The sequence below is a fragment of the Zoogloea sp. genome, assembly GCF_028689785.1.
In the GTDB taxonomy this organism is placed as follows: domain Bacteria; phylum Pseudomonadota; class Gammaproteobacteria; order Burkholderiales; family Rhodocyclaceae; genus Zoogloea.
This window is the reverse complement of the sequence record NZ_JAQVCN010000044.1, coordinates 1-17,799: the sequence shown is the minus strand read 5'-3', so window position 1 is coordinate 17,799 and position 17,799 is coordinate 1. Positions and strand designations below refer to the sequence as shown.

Genomic DNA, 17,799 nt, shown 5'->3' with positions numbered 1-17,799 from the left:
TGACGCCTGTATTGCGCTCAGCCCCCGCTCAGAGCCTGCACGATGATCAGTTCTCCGGTGGCGGGCAGGGGGTGATCCAGCTTGCAGATCTGGATGTTTTCCGAAAAGAAGCGGATGTGACGCCGGATACGGTTCTGCTCGTCAATCATGCGGAAGCGGATACCCGGGTGGCGCCGGTCGAGGTCGGCCAGCACGTCGGCGAGGGTCTCGCCGTCGGCTTCGGCGCGGGCCCCGCCGGTGTAGGCGTACAGGGCGCTGGGGATGAGGACTTTCACGCCGGCACGGCCCGGGTCGCGGTTTCCACGGCGTAGATCTCGGGCAGGTGGCGGGCGATGCATTCCCACTCAATGCCTTCGTCGCGGCTCATCCACAGTTCGCCGCTGCTGGTGCCGAAATACACGCCCACCGGGTCGTGGGCATCGACGCTCATGGCCTGGCGTTTCACGGTCCACCAGGCCTGGCTGACGGGCAGGCCGGCGTCGAGGCGCTGCCAGCTGGTGCCGGCGTCCCGCGTGCCGTACACCGCCGGCTTGCCGTCCGGGCTGGTGCGGGGCCAGACGCTGGTGCCGTCCATCGGGAAGACCCACGCGCAGTCGGCGTCGCGCGGGTGCACCACCATGGTAAAGCCGATGTCGCCCACCTCTGCCAGCATGGCCTTGCCGATGCGTGTCCAGCTGCGCGATGGCCGATCGAGGCGGTAGATCCCGCAGTGGTTCTGCTGGTAGAGGCGGTCGGGGTTGGAGGGGCAGAGTCGCACGCAGTGGGGGTCGTGAAAGGCGACGTCATCGGGGTTGAAGCCCTCGACCACCTGCAGGCCATCCACCAGGGGGGTGAAGGTCTGGCCACCATCGGTGGATTCATGCACGCCGCCGCCGGACATGGCCATGTAGAGATGGCTGGCGTCCCGCGGGTCGATGATGATGGAGTGCAGCTTGGGGCCGTCCGGGGTGCCGTCCTGCACGGTGCCCATCCATTGGCGGTACTGGGGGGCGTCGTTGATGCTGGAGGCGGGGGCCCAGGTGACGCCGCCGTCGGTGGAGCGGAACAGGCCCTGGGGTGAAGTGCCGGCGTACCACAGGCCCGGCTCGCTGAGGTGGCCCGGGGTGAGCCAGAAGGTGTGGTCCACGGCACGCCCCTCCTGGCCTTCCGGGGCGGGGGCGAAGGCCGGGGGGCGGGAGGCTTCCCGCCAGTTGCGGCCGAAATCGGTGGAGCGGAAAACGGTGGGGCCCAGGTGCCCGGTCCTGGCCGCCACGAGGAGGGTACGTTCGTCGCGGGGGTCGAGCACCATGTGGTGGATGGTGTGGCCGAGGAAGTGCGGCCCATCCACCCGCCAGGCCCGACGTTCCGCATCCGAGAAATACAGCCATGCCCCCTTGCGGGTGGCGATCAGCAGGATGGTCTCTCCCGGCGAGGCGGGGCTTCCGGTTGGCTGTGACATGGCGCGCTCCTGTGCCAGGGGGATGACGCAGTGGATAGGGTGATGATGCGCCCGCCGGGCACTTGCCTGTCAATCTCCCCGTGGCGTCTCTTGCCGAGACGGCCCTCAGGCTGCCTGCTCCTCCGCTTCCCGCTCCTCTTGCTGCAGCTTCCACATCTGGGCATAGGCGCCGCCGCTGGCCAGCAACCCGGCATGGCCACCCCGTTCGAGGATGCGGCCCTGGTCGAGCACGATGATCTCGTCGGCGTTCATTACGGTGGACAGCCGGTGGGCGATGACCAAGGTGGTGCGGCCCCGGGCGGCTGCATCAAGCTGGGCCTGGATGGCCTTTTCGGTCTTGGAGTCCAGCGCCGAGGTGGCTTCGTCGAAGATCAGGATGTCGGGGTTCTTGAGCAGGGTGCGGGCGATGGCGACGCGCTGCTTCTCGCCACCGGAGAGCTTGAGGCCGCGTTCGCCCACGCGGGTCTGCCAGCCATCGGGCAGGCGGGCGATGAAGTCTTCGAGCTGGGCGGCCCGGGCAGCGGCCTCCACCTCTTCGCGGCTGGCATCGGGGCGGCCGTACTGGATGTTGTAGAACAGGGTGTCGTTGAACAGCACGGTGTCCTGGGGAACGATGCCGATGGCAGCGCGCAGGCTGTCCTGGGTGAGTGTGCGGATGTCCTGCCCGTTGATGCGCACGGCGCCGCCCTGCACGTCGTAGAAGCGGAACAGCAGGCGGGCGAGGGTGGATTTGCCCGAGCCCGAGTGGCCCACCACCGCCACCGTGCGGCCCGCCGGAATGGAGAAGTCGACTCCGTGGAGGATGGGCCGGCTGGTCTCGTAGGCAAAGTCCACCCGCTCGAAGCTCACGCTGGCGGGGCCCCGGGCCAGGGCATGGGCATCGCTGGCGTCGGCCACCTCCCTGTGGGTGCCCATCAGGCCGAACATGCGCTCGATGTCGGTGAGGGCCTGGCGGATCTCCCGGTACAGCACGCCGAGGAAGTTGAGGGGGATGTAGAGCTGGATCAGGAAGGCATTGACCAGCACCAGGTCGCCCAGGGTCATGCGGCCGTCGGCGACGCCAAGGGCGGCCCGCCACATCATGGCGGTGACACCGACCGCGATGATCGCTGCCTGGCCCATGTTGAGCAGGGACAGGGACTTCTGGTTGGTGATCTGGGCCGCGGTCCACTTCTTCAGCTCGGTGTCGTAGCGGCGAGTCTCGAAGGCCTCGTTGTTGAAGTACTTCACCGTCTCGTAGTTGATCAGGCTGTCGATGGCCCGGGCGTTGGCGGCCGAGTCCAGCTCGTTGGCCTGGCGGCGCAGGGCTGTACGCCAGTTGGTGACCTTGAAGGTGAAGGTGACGTAAAGCACCAGGGTGACCAGGGTGATGATGGCGAAGCTGGGTTCGTACTTCACCAACAGGATGCCGATCACCAGGCTGATCTCCACGAAGGTGGGCAGGATGGAGTACAGGGTGTAGCTGATCAGGCTACCGATGGAGCGGGTGCCGCGCTCGATGTCCCGGGTCAGCCCGCCGGTCTGGCGTTCCAGGTGAAAGCGCAGGGACAGGGCATGCAGGTGTCCGAAGACCTGCAGTGAGATCTCTCGCACTGATTCCTGGGTGACCCGGGCGAAGACGATCTCGCGCAGCTCGGTGAAGAGCGAGGTGGAGAAGCGCAGGGCGCCGTAGGCCACCAGCAGGGCCGCCGGCACCACGATGACGGCCTGCTCGCGGGTGATGTCCAGGCCGTCCACCAGCTGCTTGAAGATCAGGGGCACGGTGACGTTGGCAAACTTGGCCGAGATCAGGCAGCCGAGGGCAAACAGCACCCGCCATTTGTAGGCCCACAGGTAGGGCACGAGTTTCTTGATGGTCTGCCAGTCGTGGCGGTCGCCAGTGGCGGGGAGGGGCGGGGCGCCGGAAGGGGAACGTCGCATTTTTAGGGTTTTCGGTGTTGGGGGAGGGGCGGGGGCTGCCGCCCTTACAGATCGTCGCTGGCGATACGGACTGCCAGCCCGATGAAGAGGGCGCCGCACAGGCGGTCGAGCCATGGCCCGAGGGTGGGCTGCCGGGCGAGCAGGTGGCCGATGCTGCCGGCAGCGCAGGCCATGGTGCCAAAGATCAGGCTGGTCTGGGCGGCAAAGACCAGGCCCAGGACCAGCATCTGCAGGCTGACGCTGCCTTGGGACGGGTCGGCAAACTGGGGCAGAAAGGCCAGGAAGAACAGGGCCACCTTGGGGTTGAGGGCATTGGCCACAAAACCCCTGCGCAGGTCACGCTGCCAGGGTTGGGGGGGCGTACCGGTAGCTGGCCGGAGGCTGCTCCCGCTGCGCAGGGCCTGGATGCCCAGCCACAGCAGGTAGGCTGCACCGGCCAGCTTGATGGCCAGGAAGAGGCCCGCCGAAGCGCGGACCAGGGCGGCGATGCCCAAGGTGGCCCAGGCGATGTGGGTGAGGCAGCCGGCGGCACAGCCCAGGCCAAAGGCCAGCCCCGCCCGGCGGCCCCGGGACAGGCTCTGGCCGATGACCATGAGGTTGTCGGGCCCGGGGGCGAGAGTGATCAGGATGGAAATGCCGAGAAAGGCGAGGAGGGTGTCGAGGCTGGGCATGGCGCCCGATTCTGGGCGGGCGCGGCGGGGGAGTCAATGCGGGCCGGCTTGTATCCTGGCCCGGCGGATTCAGTGGGTGTGGCTGTGATCGTCGGCCACGCACAGAGCGGAGGGGTCGTGCATAGCGGCCTCGCCCATGCGCTGCAGGTTGTCGAGCACGCGCATGGAGGCGCTTTCCATGCTGTCCAGGTGACGGAGCACTCCATCCATGTCGCCACTTTCCAGGGCCTGCAAGGCGTCGACGCCCGCCCGATGGACGTCCACATGGGGCGGCTCGATCTCCCGGTAGCCGGGCAGGCGGCTGAAGCAGGCCTGGCCTTCACCTTCGTAGTACCACTTGCCCAGGCGACAGGTGGTGTGGGTGGAGGTTTCGTGGGCTTTCAGGTTGTTCAGCCCGAAAACGGCCAGGTAAATGCGGAACTTGAAGACGATGTGGTCGATCTTGGCCACCTCCACGAAGCTCTTCATGGCGCTACCGGCGATCACCCCTTCCATGTTGCCGGACAGGGCCATCAGCAGCTTCATGTCTTCGGTGGCCTTTTGGCCTCGTTCGCTGAAGCGGCCGGCGGCTTCGGCCAGGCTCTCCATGCTGTTGCGGGCACGGGTGGAGTCCTCGCGGATGCGGGTGACCAGGGCGGAGATTTCGGCGGTGGCGGTGGAGGTGCGTTCGGCCAGCTTGCGTACTTCGTCGGCCACCACGGCAAAACCGCGACCGGCCTCACCGGCCCGGGCGGCTTCGATGGCAGCGTTGAGGGCGAGCAGGTTGGTCTGGTCGGCCACGCCATGGATCAGCTTGACGATGGCACTGATCTCGTCAGCGCGAAGGGCCAGGGCCTCCACCTGGCTGGCGGAGCTCTGGGATTCGGTGGCGAGGCGCTGCAGGTTCTCGGCGATCTCGGTGGTGGCCTGGCCGCTGGTCTGGGAGACGTGGGCTGCCTCGACAGCCTTGACCTTCTCGTCCCGCAGAATGCCGGCCATCTCGCCCAGGCTGCCTTGGGCGCCCGACAGGGAGTTGCCGAATTCGGACATGCGGCGCACTACGGCGAGCAGGTGCTCGCAGTGGTGCACTTTCTCGGAATGGGTGTGGCGCAGGCCCTCAAGCTCGCTGCGCAGGGCGTCGAGCTCGCTTTGCAGGGCCTGCTCCCGTGCGTTGGTGGCCTGGAGCTCAGCCTGGAGTTGTTCGTACTGGTTGCGCTTGATCCACATGGGCGTGATTCACTCTTTTATTGTTGATTTATCGGCGTCTGGCGGGAAAGCGGTTCTACAAGTGCTGTCGGGATGCCCACCATGGCCATAGTAACGGCAGGGTTTTAGGTTTTCTTGCTCCTGAAACGGTGTTTTTGGACAGAAAATTGATAATTGTCAATCTCTTGTAAAAAAACTTGTGGTTTTGGCTTGTTCGGAAGCTGAAAAGCGGGCCTGCGGAGCCGGCCAGCTATCCTGCTGGTCCTGTTGGCTTGCATGCGCCGGGTCAAGGCGTGAGGGCGGCGCGTATCTGCGACGGCAGGGCCTTTGGGGCCGGCGCTGGCGGGCTTTGCGGATGAATTCGGCTGTGCTTGGCGCGGCCTGGACCAGGCCCGGGATTACGGACTTACGCCCCAGGTGCGGGCGGAGATGCTGCGACGCAGGGCGCTGCTGGAGGGGCAGCCCGGCTCAGAGGGGGTGCCAGAGTTCCACGGCGCCACTGCTCCAGGCCTGGGCGGGTTGCCGCAGCAGGGTTTCCAGCTGGTCGGCGGGCAGCGGCCGGCTTATCAGGTAGCCCTGGATCTTCTCGCAGCCGATGCTGCGCAGGAACTTGAGCTGGGCTTCGGTCTCCACCCCTTCCGCTACCACTTCCAGGCCCAGCTTGTGGGCCAGCAGTACGGTGACGTCGCAGATGTCGGCGTCGCTGGGGTCCGTCTCGATGTCCTTGACGAAGGAGCGGTCGATCTTGAGGGTGCGGATGGGGAAGAGCTTGAGGTAAGCGAGGGATGAATAGCCAGTACCAAAATCGTCGATGGACAGGCTCAGGCCGCGCTGGGTGAGGGCCCGCATGACCTCGATGGTCTCGTCGGGGGAGGCCATGGAGACGGACTCCGTGACCTCCAGGTCGATCAGCCCGGCGGCCAGGCCGTGGCGGGCGAGCAGGGCATCCATGCGGGCCGGCAGGGTCTTGTCGAGAAACTGGCCGGTACTCAGGTTGATGGACATGCGCAGCTCGGTCAGGCCTCGGGCGCGCCACTCACCCAGCTGGCGCAGGGCCTCCTGCAGCACCCAGTCGCCGAGGGCGTCGATGATGCCGGTCTCCTCCGCCACCGGGATGAACTCGGCCGGCGGAATCAGGCCGCGCACCGGATGCTGCCAGCGTACCAGCGCCTCCAGGCCCACCAGGCGGCCGTTGCGCAAATCCTGCTGCGGCTGGTAGTGGAGCACGAACTGCCCGCGCTCCAGGCCGACCCGCAGCTCCGACTCCAGGGCGATGCGCCGCATGATGGCTGCGTTCATGTTCTCGGTGAAGAACTGGTAGTTGCCGCGCCCCTTGGCCTTGGCGTGGTACATGGCCATGTCGGCGTTCTTCAGCAGGTCGCCGATCTCGGTGGCGTCGTCCGGATAGATGCAGATGCCGATGCTCGGCGAGGTGCGCTGCTCCTGCCCACCCACCTGGTAGGGCGCCGACACCGTCTGGACGATCTTGTCGGCCACATGGGCGGCGTCGGCTGGCGAGTCCACGCCCGGCAGCACCACGACAAACTCGTCACCGCCCAGGCGGGCCACGATGTCGCTCTTGCGGACGGTGCTGCTCAGGCGCTGGGCCACCTGCACCAGCAGCTCGTCGCCCACGTGGTGGCCGAGGGTGTCATTGATGGCCTTGAAGCGGTCGAGATCGATCAGCATCAGGGCCATCTGCACGCCCTTGCGGGTGCAGAAGCCGACCGCCTGCTCGAGCTTCTCGTTGAGGCTGAAGCGGTTGGGCAGGTTGGTCAGGGGGTCGTGGTGGGCCAGGTGGCGGATGCGCTCTTCGGAGGCCTTCAGCTCGGAGATGTCGATGAAGCTGCCGATGTAGTTCTGGATCTGGCCGTGCTCGTCGCGCACCAGCGAGATGGACAGCCACTTGGGGTAGGGCTCGCCGGATTTGCGGCGGTCCCACAGCTCACCCTGCCAGGCGCCGGTGCTCTCCAGGCTGGTCCACATCTCCCGGTAGACGTCCCGTGGCGTGCGGCCGGCGGACAGCATGGACGGATCCCGGCCGGCTACTTCCTCCTGGGTGTAGCCGGTGAGCTTGGTGAAGGCCTGGTTGGTGGCGATGATGCGGTTGGCCGCATCCGTGACGATGATGGCTTCGTTGCTGTTGGAGAACACCGTGGCCAGCAGGCGCAGGTGCTCCTCGGCATGGCGGCGCTCGGAGATGTCCTGCACCGTGCCTTCGTAGCAGATGAAGCGCCCGGCGGCGTCGCGCACCGTGTGGGCGTTCTCGGAAATCCAGATGCGGGAGCCATCCCGGCGGCGCACCTCGGATTCGAAGTTGATGACCTCGCCGCGGGTTTCCATGATGTGGCGGAAGACGTCGCGGCGTTCGGGGTCGATGTAGAGCCGGCTCTCGATGTCCGACAGGTCGGCCATCAGCTCATGGGGCGAGGCGTAGCCGTAGAGCCGGGCCAGGGCCGGGTTGGCGGCCAGGTAGTGGCCGTCCTGGGTGGTCTGGAAGATGCCCTCCGAGGCGTACTCGAAGATGTGGCGGTAGCGCAGCTCGGTGTGCTCCAGGGCATCCAGGGTCACCTTCCTGGCGGTGATGTCCTCGATGAAGCCCTCGATCACCGTGCGCCCCTGTTCGTCGGGCACCGCGATGCCGCGCTCGATCACCCAGCGGAGATCACCCCCGCGGGTGAGGATGCGGTACTGCAGGGAAAAGCGCCGTCCTTCGCGGACCGCGTCCCGGATGTGTTCGCCCACCCAGGGCCGGTCTTCCGGGTGGGTGATGTCGGCCCACGACAGCATGGCGTTGTCGATGATGTCGGCAGGGGCGTGACCGGTCAGGGCGGTGCAGCCCTGGCTGACGAAGATCATGGTCCACTGGGCGTCGTCGAGGCAGCGGTAAACCATGCCCTCCAGGTTGTTCACCAGGGTGTCGAGAACCCGCGTGCGGTCTACGGCCCGGGCAGTGTGGAGGCTGGTGCGGCGTTGGCGGCCGGAGAGTGGGGGCACGTGTTGTCGAGTGTTCCGGGCGTAATCGTGATGCAGGGCGAAGCGATATTCATGCCCGCCGGCACCCCCGCAGACGGGGGCGTGCAGGCCGCGCCGGATCTGCGGGAGGGAGGCCGGCGCAATCGGGGCGGCAGGGCGTCAGTGCAGGGTGCGGGGCATCGCCAGGGTGAATTCGGGGACCGGTGCATCAAAGCGGCTGCCGTCTTCGGCGACCATGCGGTAGCTCCCCTTCATGGTGCCAACCGGGGTGGCGATGGTACAGCCGCTGGTGTATTCGAATTTCTCGCCCGGGCGCAGCAGGGGTTGCTTGCCGACCACGCCGGCCCCCTCCACTTCCTGCACCGCGCCTTCGGCGTCAGTGATGATCCAGTGCCGGCTGACCAACTGGGCCGGGACCTGGCCGGTGTTGCGGATCGTGATGCGATAGGCGAAGACATAGCGGTTGGCTTCGATGCTGGACTGCTCCTCGATGTACTGGGCCACGGCCCTGACTTCGATGGTGTCCTCTTCCTTGCTGGTGGTCATTGTCTTGGGTGCAGCGCGTTGGGGATTCAATTGAAGCCGAATTGTGCCCGTGCCGCAACCACGCAGGGCATGAGGAACGCAGCGTTGGCGCAGCGTGGGCGGGGCGGGTACACTGCCGCACCTTTGCGTTATCCCCGCCACGATCTGCCATGAGCTTCCGCATCGCCCCCAGTATTCTCTCCGCCAACTTCGCCAAACTGGGTGAAGAAGTCGCCAACGTGATCGCCTCCGGTGCCGACTGGGTGCACGTCGACGTGATGGACAACCATTACGTGCCCAACCTGACCATCGGCCCCCTGGTGTGCGAGGCCATCCGCCCGTGCACCACCGCACCCATCGATGTGCACCTGATGGTCAAGCCGGTGGATCGCATCGTGCCGGACTTTGCCAAGGCCGGCGCCAACATCATCACTTTCCATCCCGATGCCTCCGATCACGTGGATCGCACCCTTGGTCTGATCCGCGACTGTGGCTGCCAAGCCGGGCTGGTGTTCAACCCGGCCACGCCCCTCAACTGGATGGACTACGTGATGGACAAGCTGGACGTGGTGCTGATCATGAGCGTCAACCCGGGCTTCGGCGGCCAGACCTTCATCCCCAGCGCCCTCGACAAACTGCGTGAGGCGCGGGCCAAGATCGATGCCTACACGGCCCGAAGCGGCCGCCAGATCCGGCTGGAGATCGACGGGGGCGTGAAGGTGGACAACATCGCCGAGATCGCCCGGGCCGGCGCTGATACCTTCGTCGCCGGTTCGGCCGTGTTCGGTGCCGGCAAGGACAGCGACCCCCAGCGTTACAACAGCGTGCTGGGCAGCCTGCGCGCCGCCCTGGCCGGGGTCTGATCCGCTCAGGCCGTCTTGCGCCGCAGGGCGGAGGGCGGCCGGCCCAGGGTGCGCACAAAAGCCCGGCGCATCCGCTCCTGATCGCCAAAGCCATAGTCCCGGGCGATTTTCTGCACCGCCTCGGTGCTGCTCTCCAGGGCCGCCGCTGCGGCCTCCACCCGCAGCTTTTCCACCGCCCGTGCGGGCGTAACGCCCATCTCCTCGGTAAAGCGCCGGGAGAAGTGGCGTGGGCTCATGCACGCCCGGGCTGCCAGCGTATCCACATCCAGTTCTTCCCCCAGATGCTGGCGGATATAGTCGAGCAGGCTCGTAAAGCGCCCGCCGGCAGGCTGCATTTCCGCCAGCTCCGAGAACTGCGACTGGCCGCCTGGGCGGCGGTAATACACCACCAACTGTCGGGCCACCTGGCGCGCTACCGCCTCTCCCAGGTCGTCGGCAATCAGGGCCAGGGCCAGGTCGATGCCGGCGGAGATGCCGGCGGCGGTCCATACCGAGCCGTCCTGCACGTAAATCAAATCTGCATCCAGCCGTACCCCCGGAAAACGCTGCTTGAAGCGTGAGGTGCGCCGCCAGTGGGTGGTGGCCCGCCGGCCGTCGAGGAGCCCGGCGCTGGCCAGCAGCCAGGCACCCGAGCAGACACTGGCGGTGCGCCGGGCCCGCGCGCTGGTGGCCTGGACCAGACTCAGGGTGGCGGGGCAGTTCGAGGCCTCATCCACCCCGTCGCCGCCCACCACCAGCAGGGTGTCCGGTGAGTCGTCGGCAGTCACGGGGCGGGTCAGCAGCACGGCGCCGCTGGAGCTGGCCACCGGACCACCGTCCCGGGACACGATGGCCAGCCGGTAGCTGTCGCTTGCGAAGCGATTGGCGGTTTCGAAGGCCGACAGGGGGCCGGCGGCATCGAGGATCTGAAAGCCGGGATAGACCAGCAGGCTGATGGAGCGGAGCATGGTGGTGTGGCAGAAAAGGTGGTTTTTACGTCATTTACGCCATTCACTCTAGCCGGCGACCATGGCGGCGTCAAAGTCTTCGGGAGCGCCCCATGAACGCCAATGTATTTCTTCTCGCCCTCAGCCAGGCCCTGATGATGACCCTGGTCGGTCTCGTTCTCTCCAGCTCGGCCCTGGTCGCCGTGGGGCTGTCGGCGCCGGCAGGGCTGGCCAACCTGCCTCTGGCTGCCCAGTACCTGGCCACCCTGCTGGTGTTGCATCCGGCCGCCCGGCTGATGGGCAGCCACGGCCGTCGGCCGGTGTTCATCGGGGCCGCTCTGGTGGGGATGGCCGGGTTGTTGCTGGCGGCGCTGGCCATCGCCTGGGGCAGCTTCCCCCTGTTCGTGCTGGCAGGCCTGGGTATCGGCGTGCTGGGCGGAGTGGGGCAGTTCTACCGTTTTGCCGCCATCGAAGCCGTGCCCCCTGCGCGCAAGGGGCTGGCCGTGTCCCTCACCCTCACTGGCGGGGTGCTGGCGGCCTTCCTGGGGCCGTGGCTGGCGCGCTCCACCCGTCATCTATCGGAGGCGCCTTTCCTGGCGAGCTTCCTGATCCTCGCTGCGCTGGCCGTGGTGGCGGCCGGGGCGGCCGGGCGTTTGTGCCTGCCACCGCCATCGCGGCGGCAGGCACAGGCATCTCCTCGGTCGGCACGCCAGATGCTGGCCGACCCCGGCGTGGGTTTGGCCGTGGCTGCGGCGGTAGTGGCCTACGGAGTCATGAACCTGCTGATGACGGCCACGCCCCTTGCCATGCTGTGCGTCGGGCATGACTTCAATGCCACGGCTACGGTGATCCAGTGGCACCTGGTGGCGATGTTTGCCCCGTCCTTCCTTACCGGGGGGCTGATCGGCCGCATCGGCGCGCTGCCGGTGATGGTGTTGGGCGTGCTGGCCAGCCTGGCCGCCATCGGCATTGCCCTGCTAGGCGACCGCTACGGGCACTTCCAGCTTGCGCTGGTGCTGGTCGGCCTGGGCTGGAACCTGCTCTACGTGGGGGCCACCACGCGCCTCGCCGAGTGCTGGCGGGACGAGGAAAAGGGCCACTTGCAGGCGCTCAACGACAGCCTGGTGTTTGCCGTGGTGACCTTGGCCACTTTTGCCGCTGCGCCCCTGGTGGACCGGCTGGGTTGGGCCCTGGTCAATGGGCTCGCGGCGCTGCCCTTGCTGGTGCTGCTGGCTTGCCTGGGCCGGGCCCTGCTGCACGGGCGTGCCAGACTGGCGTCGGCGGGCTGATCTCCCGTATGCTGCGGCGCTGTCCTGTTGCCCCGTTATGAGCTGCCCGATGTCTGCCCACCGCGCCCCCACTGCCGTTCTCTTCGATCTCGACGGCACCCTGCTGGATTCCATCCCCGACCTGTCCGAGGCTTGCCGTCGGATGATGGTGGAGCTGGGGCGCCCACCCCATCCCCTGGAGGTGATCCGCACTTTCGTTGGCAAGGGCATGATCAACCTGGTGCGGCGCTGCCTGGCCGAGTCCGGCTCGGCAGAGGCCGCCGAGGTGGACGCCGCGGTGGACGTCTTCCGCCGCCACTACGCGGTTGTGAACGGCGAGCGCACGATGATCTACCCCGGTGTGGTGGAGGCTCTGGTGGCCTTCGAGGCGGCCGGGGTGCCCATGGCCTGCGTCACCAACAAGCCCGGCGCTTTCACCGGGCCGTTGCTGGAGCGCACCGGCATCGCCCGTTTCTTCAGCGTGACGGTGAGCGGCGATACCTTGCCCGACAAGAAGCCCCACCCGGCGCCGCTGCTCCATGCGTGCGCCCACCTGGGCGTGCCGGCCGACGCGGCGTGGATGATCGGTGACTCGGCCAACGACGCCGAGGCTGCCCGGGCCGCCGGCATGCCGGTGCTCTTGGTCACCTACGGCTACAGCGAAGGCCGGCCGGTGGACAGCATCGAATGTGACGGGCTACTATCCAGCCTCGTCGATGCGCTGCCGCGCATCCTCACCTGAATTCACGGATACCCATCCATCGTGACCCGCAAGCGCATGTTCTTCGTTGAGGAGTTCCCTGCCGTTCGTATCCCCCGCTCTGGCGGATGCGGCGGCCGGTCATGGCTGCTCGCCTGAGCCAGCTCTGAACAGTCGCGGGCCTGCCCCGTGATACCCTCGCGAAAAAGCAACATGCCCTTCCGGAGTCTCCATGACCGAAGCCGAATTCAATGCCCTGGCCGCTCAGGGCTATAACCGCATCCCGGTTACCCTCGAAACCTTTGCGGATCTCGATACCCCGCTCTCCGTTTACCTAAAGCTGGCCAATGCGCCCAACACCTACCTGCTCGAATCCGTGCAGGGGGGTGAGCGCTTCGGCCGCTATTCCATCATCGGCCTGGCCGCTTCGACCCGCATCGAGGTCCATGGCCGTTCGGTGCTGCTGCTCACCAACGACCGTCTGGTGGAACGCCGTGACTATGGCGACCCCCTCAATTTCGTCGCCGAGTTCATGGACCGCATCAAGGTGCCGCCCCGCGACCACCTGCCGCGCTTTGCCGGCGGCCTGGTGGGCTGCTTCGGCTACGACACCGTGCGCTACATCGAGCCGCGCCTCGCCAAGACCGAAAAACCGGACGCACTGGGTACCCCCGACATCCTGCTGCTGCTGTCCGAAGAAATCGCCATCGTGGACAACCTCTCCGGCAAGCTGACCCTGGTGGTTTACGCCGAGCCCGAGGTGCCCAACGCCTACGTGCGCGCCGTGCGCCGCCTGAAGGTGCTGCTGGGCAAGCTGCGCGAGCCGGTGAGCGTGCCGGTCGAGCAGGTCGCCGAGTCAGCCGAGGCGGTGTCCAGCTTTGGCGAGGAGGCCTTCAAGGCCGCGGTTCAGAAGGCCAAGGACTACATCGTCGAAGGCGACATCATGCAGGTGGTGCTGAGCCAGCGCATGAGCAAGCCCTTTGGCGCCAGCCCCCTGGCCCTGTACCGGGCGATCCGCAGCCTCAACCCCTCGCCCTACATGTTCTATTTCAACTTCGAGGAGTTTCAGGTGGTGGGCGCGTCCCCCGAGATCCTGGTGCGCCTTGAGGATGGCGACGTGACCGTGCGCCCCATTGCCGGCACCCGCAAGCGCGGCGCCACCCACGACGAGGATCTGGCCCTGGAGGCCGAGCTGCTGGCCGACCAGAAAGAACTCGCCGAGCACACCCAGCTCCTCGATCTGGGCCGCAATGACTGCGGCCGGGTGGCCCGCACCGGCACGGTCAAGGTCACCGAGCGTTTCAGCGTCGAGCGCTACTCCCACGTGATGCACATCGTCTCCAACGTGGAAGGCAAGCTCAAGGACGGGCTCAACGCCCTGGCCGTGCTGCGCGCCACCTTCCCGGCGGGCACCGTGTCCGGTGCCCCCAAGCTGCGGGCCATGGAGATCATCGACGAACTGGAGCCGACCAAGCGAGGCATCTATGCCGGTTCGGTGGGCTACCTGGGCTTCCACGGTGACATGGACCTGGCCATCGCCATCCGCACTGCCGTCGTCAAGGATGGGCAAATCCATGTCCAGGCTGGCGCCGGCATTGTCGCCGACTCCAATCCGGACGCCGAATGGCAGGAAACCCAGAGCAAGGCCCGCGCCATGCTGCGCGCCGCCGAGATCGCCGAAGCCGGGCTCGACACGCGCCTGTGATCGCCCGGTTTGCGGCCTTGCGAACCCGACCTGCCTGCAGCGGCCCGCGATCGGCGGGCGCTGCGATGAAGATTCCCCTGCGTTGACCGCCACTGTGCCGCAGCGCACTTCCGGAAAGGAATGACAGCCATGTTGCTGATGATCGACAACTACGACAGTTTTACCTACAACCTCGTCCAGTACTTCGGCGAGCTGGGCGCCGACGTCAAGGTGTTCCGCAACGACGAGATCAGCGTCGAACAGATCGCCCACCTGCAGCCCGATCAGATCGTCGTCTCGCCGGGGCCGTGTTCGCCGGCCGAGGCGGGCATCTCGGTGGCGGCCATCAAGGCGTTCGCCGGCAAGATCCCGCTCCTTGGCGTGTGCCTGGGCCACCAGAGCATCGGCGCCGCCTTTGGCGGCAAGATCATCCACGCCAAGAAGCTCATGCACGGCAAGGTGTCGCCGGTGCATCACCTGGACCAGGGCGTGTTCAAGGGTCTGCCCAATCCGCTCACCTGCACCCGCTATCATTCGCTGGCCATCGAGCGTGAGAGCCTGCCCGACTGCCTGGAGGTCACCGCGTGGACCGATGACGGCGAGATCATGGGGGTGCGTCACAAGACCTTGCAGGTGGAAGGCGTGCAGTTCCACCCCGAGTCCATCCTCACCGAGCGTGGCCACGACCTGCTGCGCAACTTCCTCGAACAATCCAAAGCCTGACCGGAGCCCGCCATGACCTTTAGTGCCCAGGAAGCCCTGCAACGCACCATCGACCATCGGGAGATCTTCTACGACGAGATGCTCTCCCTGATGCGTCAGATCATGGCTGGCGAGATCTCGCCGGTCATGACCGCCGCCATCCTGACCGGCCTGCGGGTCAAGAAGGAGACCATCGGCGAGATTGCCGCGGCGGCGACAGTGATGCGCGAGCTGTCCACCAAGGTGCTTGTGCCGGCGGACGACAACTTCCTGGACGTGGTGGGCACTGGCGGCGATGGCTCCCACACCTTCAACATCTCCACCGCCACCATCTTCGTGGCGGCTGCGGCCGGTGCCAAGGTGGCCAAGCACGGTGGGCGCAGCGTCTCCAGCAAGTCGGGCAGTGCCGATGTGCTGGAGTCCCTGGGCGTCAATCTCAACCTCAACGCCGCCCAGGTGGCCGAGTGCATTGCCGAGACCGGCATCGGCTTCATGTTCGCCCCCAATCACCACAGCGCCATGAAGAACGTGGCGCCGGTGCGCCGGGAGATGGGCGTGCGTACCCTGTTCAACATCCTCGGCCCTCTCACCAACCCGGCTGGCGCACCCAATACCCTGTTGGGGGTCTTCCACCCCGACCTGGTGGGCATCTGCGTGCGCGTCATGCAGCGTCTGGGCGCCAAGCATGTGCTGGTGGTTCATGGCCGCGACAGCATGGACGAAGTCTCCCTGGGCGCCGCCACCCTGGTGGGCGAGCTGAAGGATGGGGAGATCCGCGAGTATGAGATCCACCCCGAGGATTTCGGCCTGACCATGATGGCCAGCCGCAACCTCAGGGTGGCCGACGCCGACGAGTCGAAGGCCATGCTGCTGGGCGTGCTCGACAACCAGCCCGGCGCCCCCCGGGAGATCGTCGCCCTCAACGCCGGCACGGCGCTGTACACCGCCAATGTGGTCGACTCCATCGGCGAGGGCATTCTCAAGGCCCGCGAAGCCATCGCCTCCGGCGCCGCCCGGGCCAAGCTGGAGGCCTTTGTGGCCTGTACCAGGCGCTTTGCCTGAGGTGCCTGCCCGTGAGGTCGAACGAGTTCGACCCCACAGCCGCGCCGGTCGCAGACAGAATGCCAGCGTGCTGGACCCGGAAACGATATCCACGAAAGAACACACCGATGTCCGATATCCTCAACAAGATCCTCGCCGTGAAGCGCGAGGAAGTGGCCGCCGCCCGGGCGGTGGTCTCCGACGCCGCCGTGCGCGAGCTGGCTGCCGCCCAGGCGCCGGCCCGTGATTTTGTCGGGGCGATCCGCAGCAAGATCGCCGCCGACCGCGCCGCGGTGATCTCCGAGATCAAGAAGGCCAGTCCCTCCAAGGGGGTGATCCGGGCCGATTTCCGCCCGGCCGAAATCGCCGCCAGTTACGAGAAGGCCGGCGCGGCCTGCCTGTCGGTGCTGACCGACCGGCAGTTCTTCCAGGGCGCTCCCGAATACCTGCAGGCCGCCCGCGCCGCTTGCGCCCTGCCGGCTCTGCGCAAGGATTTCCTGGTGGACAACTATCAGGTGTACGAAGCCCGGGCCATGGGTGCCGACGCCATCCTGCTCATCGCCGCGGCCCTCAGCCTGGCCGAGATGCAGGAGATGGAGGCCATCGCCGAAGGCCTCGGCCTGGGGGTGCTGGTGGAAGTTCACAATGGCGCCGAGCTGGACCTGGCCCTGCAGTTGCGCACGCCGCTGCTGGGCATCAACAACCGCAACCTGCGCACCTTCGAGGTCAGCCTGCAGACTACCCTGGATCTGCTGCCGCGTATCCCGGCCGGGCGTATCGTGGTCACCGAGTCCGGCATCCTGGCGCCCGCCGACGTGGCCCTGATGCAGGCCAATCAGGTCAATGCCTTCCTGGTCGGCGAGGCCTTCATGCGTGCCGACGACCCGGGCGCTGGACTGGCCGCCCTGTTCGGTTGATCCATGCGTGAGGTGCCGGCCCCGCCGGCCGATACCGCATCGCCTGGCGCGCCGGATGGCCCGCCCGGGCCGCCGCCCCGTCGTGGGGAAGGCCGGGTTGCGCGCCTGACCCGCGGGGTGCTGGGCCTGTGCATGGGCCTGGTGGTCATCGTCGTGGTGCTGGCCGGCTGGCTGGGCGCCACGGCTTCGGGCCTGCAGGCCCTGGCAGGGCTGGCCGGCAGCCTGAGCGGCGGCCTGGTGCATATCGAGAAGCCCGAGGGCTACCTGCTGGGCGAGTGGCGCGCCGACGCCGTGCTGGTGCGCACGCCTACCCTGCACCTGGATGTGCTCAACTTACAGCTCGATTGGCGCCCTGGCGCCCTGATGGATCGGCGTTTTGAGGCGGCTACCCTGAGCGCCTCGGAAGTGCGCGTGGCGAGCCAGCCCAGCACCGAACCCGCAACCCTGCCGGCCAGCCTGGTGCTGCCGCTGGCATTGCAGCTCGACCGGGTGGCCATCGACCGCCTGCGTATTGCTGATCTGGTGGATGGCCAGCCCATCGAGCCCAAACTTGAACTTACCGCCCTGGCTGGCGGGCTGGTGTCCGACGGGCGCCACCATGAGCTCTCCGCTCTGAGAGTGAGCGCCCCCTTCGGTCAGCTTGCTGCGGACGCTACCCTGGACGGTCAGGGGCCTTTCCCTCTCAAGGTCCGCGCCCATCTGAACACCGTCCAGGAAGGCGAAGCCTACGCTGTGGACGCCGATGTCGCCGGTACCCTCGCCGAGCTGGAGCTGACGGCAAGGGCGGGCGGCTCAGGTTTGCGCGGTGAGGTGCATCTGGCGGCCACCCCGTTTGCGCCCCTACCCCTGCGCTCGGGGCGTCTCAGCCTGCATGACGTGGATCCGGCCCGTTTTCATGCCGCCGCACCCAGGGCCCGCCTCGACATTGAACTGGATCTGGTGCCCCAGGCGCCGGCAGATGCCCCGGCCGGTCAGCCCGTGGC

At 67.1% G+C, this 17,799-nt stretch carries 15 protein-coding genes and 1 pseudogene; 8 read left to right on the top strand and 8 right to left on the bottom strand.

Annotated elements, in window-relative coordinates:
- Positions 1–17: 17 nt before the first annotated feature.
- From PHI64_RS16645 to apaG, 7 genes are all read right to left on the bottom strand, one after another.
- Positions 18–275, bottom strand: a complete 258-nt coding sequence (locus PHI64_RS16645) for a MoaD/ThiS family protein (protein WP_299885020.1) — start codon at positions 273–275, stop codon at positions 18–20.
- Positions 272–1,438 carry a glycosyl hydrolase gene (locus PHI64_RS16640; protein WP_299885018.1) on the bottom strand — a complete coding sequence of 389 codons (1,167 nt, stop codon included), beginning with the start codon at positions 1,436–1,438 and terminating at the stop codon, positions 272–274. Before PHI64_RS16640 ends, PHI64_RS16645 begins: the two co-directional genes overlap by 4 nt.
- Positions 1,439–1,543: 105 nt before the next feature.
- On the bottom strand, positions 1,544–3,358 hold the full coding sequence (locus tag PHI64_RS16635; RefSeq protein WP_299885015.1) for an ABC transporter ATP-binding protein/permease: 1,815 nt from the start codon (positions 3,356–3,358) through the stop codon (positions 1,544–1,546).
- A gap of 44 nt (positions 3,359–3,402) precedes the next feature.
- Positions 3,403–4,029: a LysE family translocator gene (locus tag PHI64_RS16630; RefSeq protein WP_299885012.1), complete on the bottom strand. Its 627-nt coding sequence runs from the start codon at positions 4,027–4,029 to the stop codon at positions 3,403–3,405.
- Positions 4,030–4,098: 69 nt separating this feature from the next.
- Positions 4,099–5,235, bottom strand: a complete 1,137-nt coding sequence (locus PHI64_RS16625; RefSeq protein WP_299885009.1) for a methyl-accepting chemotaxis protein — start codon at positions 5,233–5,235, stop codon at positions 4,099–4,101.
- Between the two features lie 447 nt (positions 5,236–5,682).
- Positions 5,683–8,211 (bottom strand): bifunctional diguanylate cyclase/phosphodiesterase, encoded by a 2,529-nt coding sequence (locus PHI64_RS16620; RefSeq protein ID WP_299885006.1) that lies wholly within the window; start codon positions 8,209–8,211, stop codon positions 5,683–5,685.
- Between the two features lie 138 nt (positions 8,212–8,349).
- On the bottom strand, positions 8,350–8,736 hold the full coding sequence (apaG, locus tag PHI64_RS16615; RefSeq protein WP_299885003.1) for a Co2+/Mg2+ efflux protein ApaG: 387 nt from the start codon (positions 8,734–8,736) through the stop codon (positions 8,350–8,352).
- Positions 8,737–8,885: 149 nt separating this feature from the next.
- Between apaG and rpe the strand changes: the two genes are divergently transcribed.
- On the top strand, positions 8,886–9,578 hold the full coding sequence (gene rpe / locus PHI64_RS16610; RefSeq protein WP_299885000.1) for a ribulose-phosphate 3-epimerase: 693 nt from the start codon (positions 8,886–8,888) through the stop codon (positions 9,576–9,578).
- Positions 9,579–9,583: 5 nt separating this feature from the next.
- On the opposite strand, the gene PHI64_RS16605 is transcribed toward rpe, so the two are convergent.
- Positions 9,584–10,525 (bottom strand): GlxA family transcriptional regulator, encoded by a 942-nt coding sequence (locus tag PHI64_RS16605; protein WP_299884997.1) that lies wholly within the window; start codon positions 10,523–10,525, stop codon positions 9,584–9,586.
- Positions 10,526–10,617: 92 nt separating this feature from the next.
- Between PHI64_RS16605 and PHI64_RS16600 the strand changes: the two genes are divergently transcribed.
- The 7 genes and pseudogenes from PHI64_RS16600 to PHI64_RS16570 all read left to right on the top strand — a co-directional run.
- Positions 10,618–11,793, top strand: a complete 1,176-nt coding sequence (locus tag PHI64_RS16600) for an MFS transporter (RefSeq protein ID WP_299884994.1) — start codon at positions 10,618–10,620, stop codon at positions 11,791–11,793.
- A gap of 49 nt (positions 11,794–11,842) precedes the next feature.
- Positions 11,843–12,514, top strand: coding sequence for a phosphoglycolate phosphatase (locus tag PHI64_RS16595; protein ID WP_299884991.1), 672 nt, complete (start codon positions 11,843–11,845; stop codon positions 12,512–12,514).
- A 190-nt stretch (positions 12,515–12,704) separates the two neighbouring features.
- A complete protein-coding gene (gene trpE, locus PHI64_RS16590; RefSeq protein ID WP_299884988.1) occupies positions 12,705–14,177 on the top strand; it encodes an anthranilate synthase component I in 1,473 nt (490 codons plus the stop codon).
- Between the two features lie 129 nt (positions 14,178–14,306).
- Positions 14,307–14,879 (top strand): aminodeoxychorismate/anthranilate synthase component II, encoded by a 573-nt coding sequence (locus PHI64_RS16585; protein WP_299884985.1) that lies wholly within the window; start codon positions 14,307–14,309, stop codon positions 14,877–14,879.
- A 12-nt stretch (positions 14,880–14,891) separates the two neighbouring features.
- Complete coding sequence (gene trpD / locus PHI64_RS16580) at positions 14,892–15,920, top strand: anthranilate phosphoribosyltransferase (RefSeq protein WP_299884982.1); 1,029 nt, start codon at positions 14,892–14,894, stop codon at positions 15,918–15,920.
- 107 nt (positions 15,921–16,027) lie between these two features.
- Positions 16,028–16,816, top strand: coding sequence for an indole-3-glycerol phosphate synthase TrpC (trpC, locus tag PHI64_RS16575; RefSeq protein ID WP_299884979.1), 789 nt, complete (start codon positions 16,028–16,030; stop codon positions 16,814–16,816).
- A gap of 3 nt (positions 16,817–16,819) precedes the next feature.
- Positions 16,820–17,799, top strand: a pseudogene (locus PHI64_RS16570) (hypothetical protein); the annotation flags it as partial.

Bases quoted from the DNA above. Each gene is read 5' to 3' on its own strand.
- PHI64_RS16640 (WP_299885018.1), bottom strand. From the start codon at position 1,438: ATGTCACAGCCAACCGGAAGCCCCGCCTCGCCGGGAGAGACCATCCTG.
- PHI64_RS16635 (WP_299885015.1), bottom strand. From the start codon at position 3,358: ATGCGACGTTCCCCTTCCGGCGCCCCGCCCCTCCCCGCCACTGGCGAC.
- PHI64_RS16630 (WP_299885012.1), bottom strand. From the start codon at position 4,029: ATGCCCAGCCTCGACACCCTCCTCGCCTTTCTCGGCATTTCCATCCTG.
- PHI64_RS16625 (WP_299885009.1), bottom strand. From the start codon at position 5,235: ATGTGGATCAAGCGCAACCAGTACGAACAACTCCAGGCTGAGCTCCAG.
- apaG (WP_299885003.1), bottom strand. From the start codon at position 8,736: ATGACCACCAGCAAGGAAGAGGACACCATCGAAGTCAGGGCCGTGGCC.
- rpe (WP_299885000.1), top strand. From the start codon at position 8,886: ATGAGCTTCCGCATCGCCCCCAGTATTCTCTCCGCCAACTTCGCCAAA.
- PHI64_RS16605 (WP_299884997.1), bottom strand. From the start codon at position 10,525: ATGCTCCGCTCCATCAGCCTGCTGGTCTATCCCGGCTTTCAGATCCTC.
- PHI64_RS16600 (WP_299884994.1), top strand. From the start codon at position 10,618: ATGAACGCCAATGTATTTCTTCTCGCCCTCAGCCAGGCCCTGATGATG.
- PHI64_RS16595 (WP_299884991.1), top strand. From the start codon at position 11,843: ATGTCTGCCCACCGCGCCCCCACTGCCGTTCTCTTCGATCTCGACGGC.
- trpE (WP_299884988.1), top strand. From the start codon at position 12,705: ATGACCGAAGCCGAATTCAATGCCCTGGCCGCTCAGGGCTATAACCGC.
- PHI64_RS16585 (WP_299884985.1), top strand. From the start codon at position 14,307: ATGTTGCTGATGATCGACAACTACGACAGTTTTACCTACAACCTCGTC.
- trpD (WP_299884982.1), top strand. From the start codon at position 14,892: ATGACCTTTAGTGCCCAGGAAGCCCTGCAACGCACCATCGACCATCGG.
- trpC (WP_299884979.1), top strand. From the start codon at position 16,028: ATGTCCGATATCCTCAACAAGATCCTCGCCGTGAAGCGCGAGGAAGTG.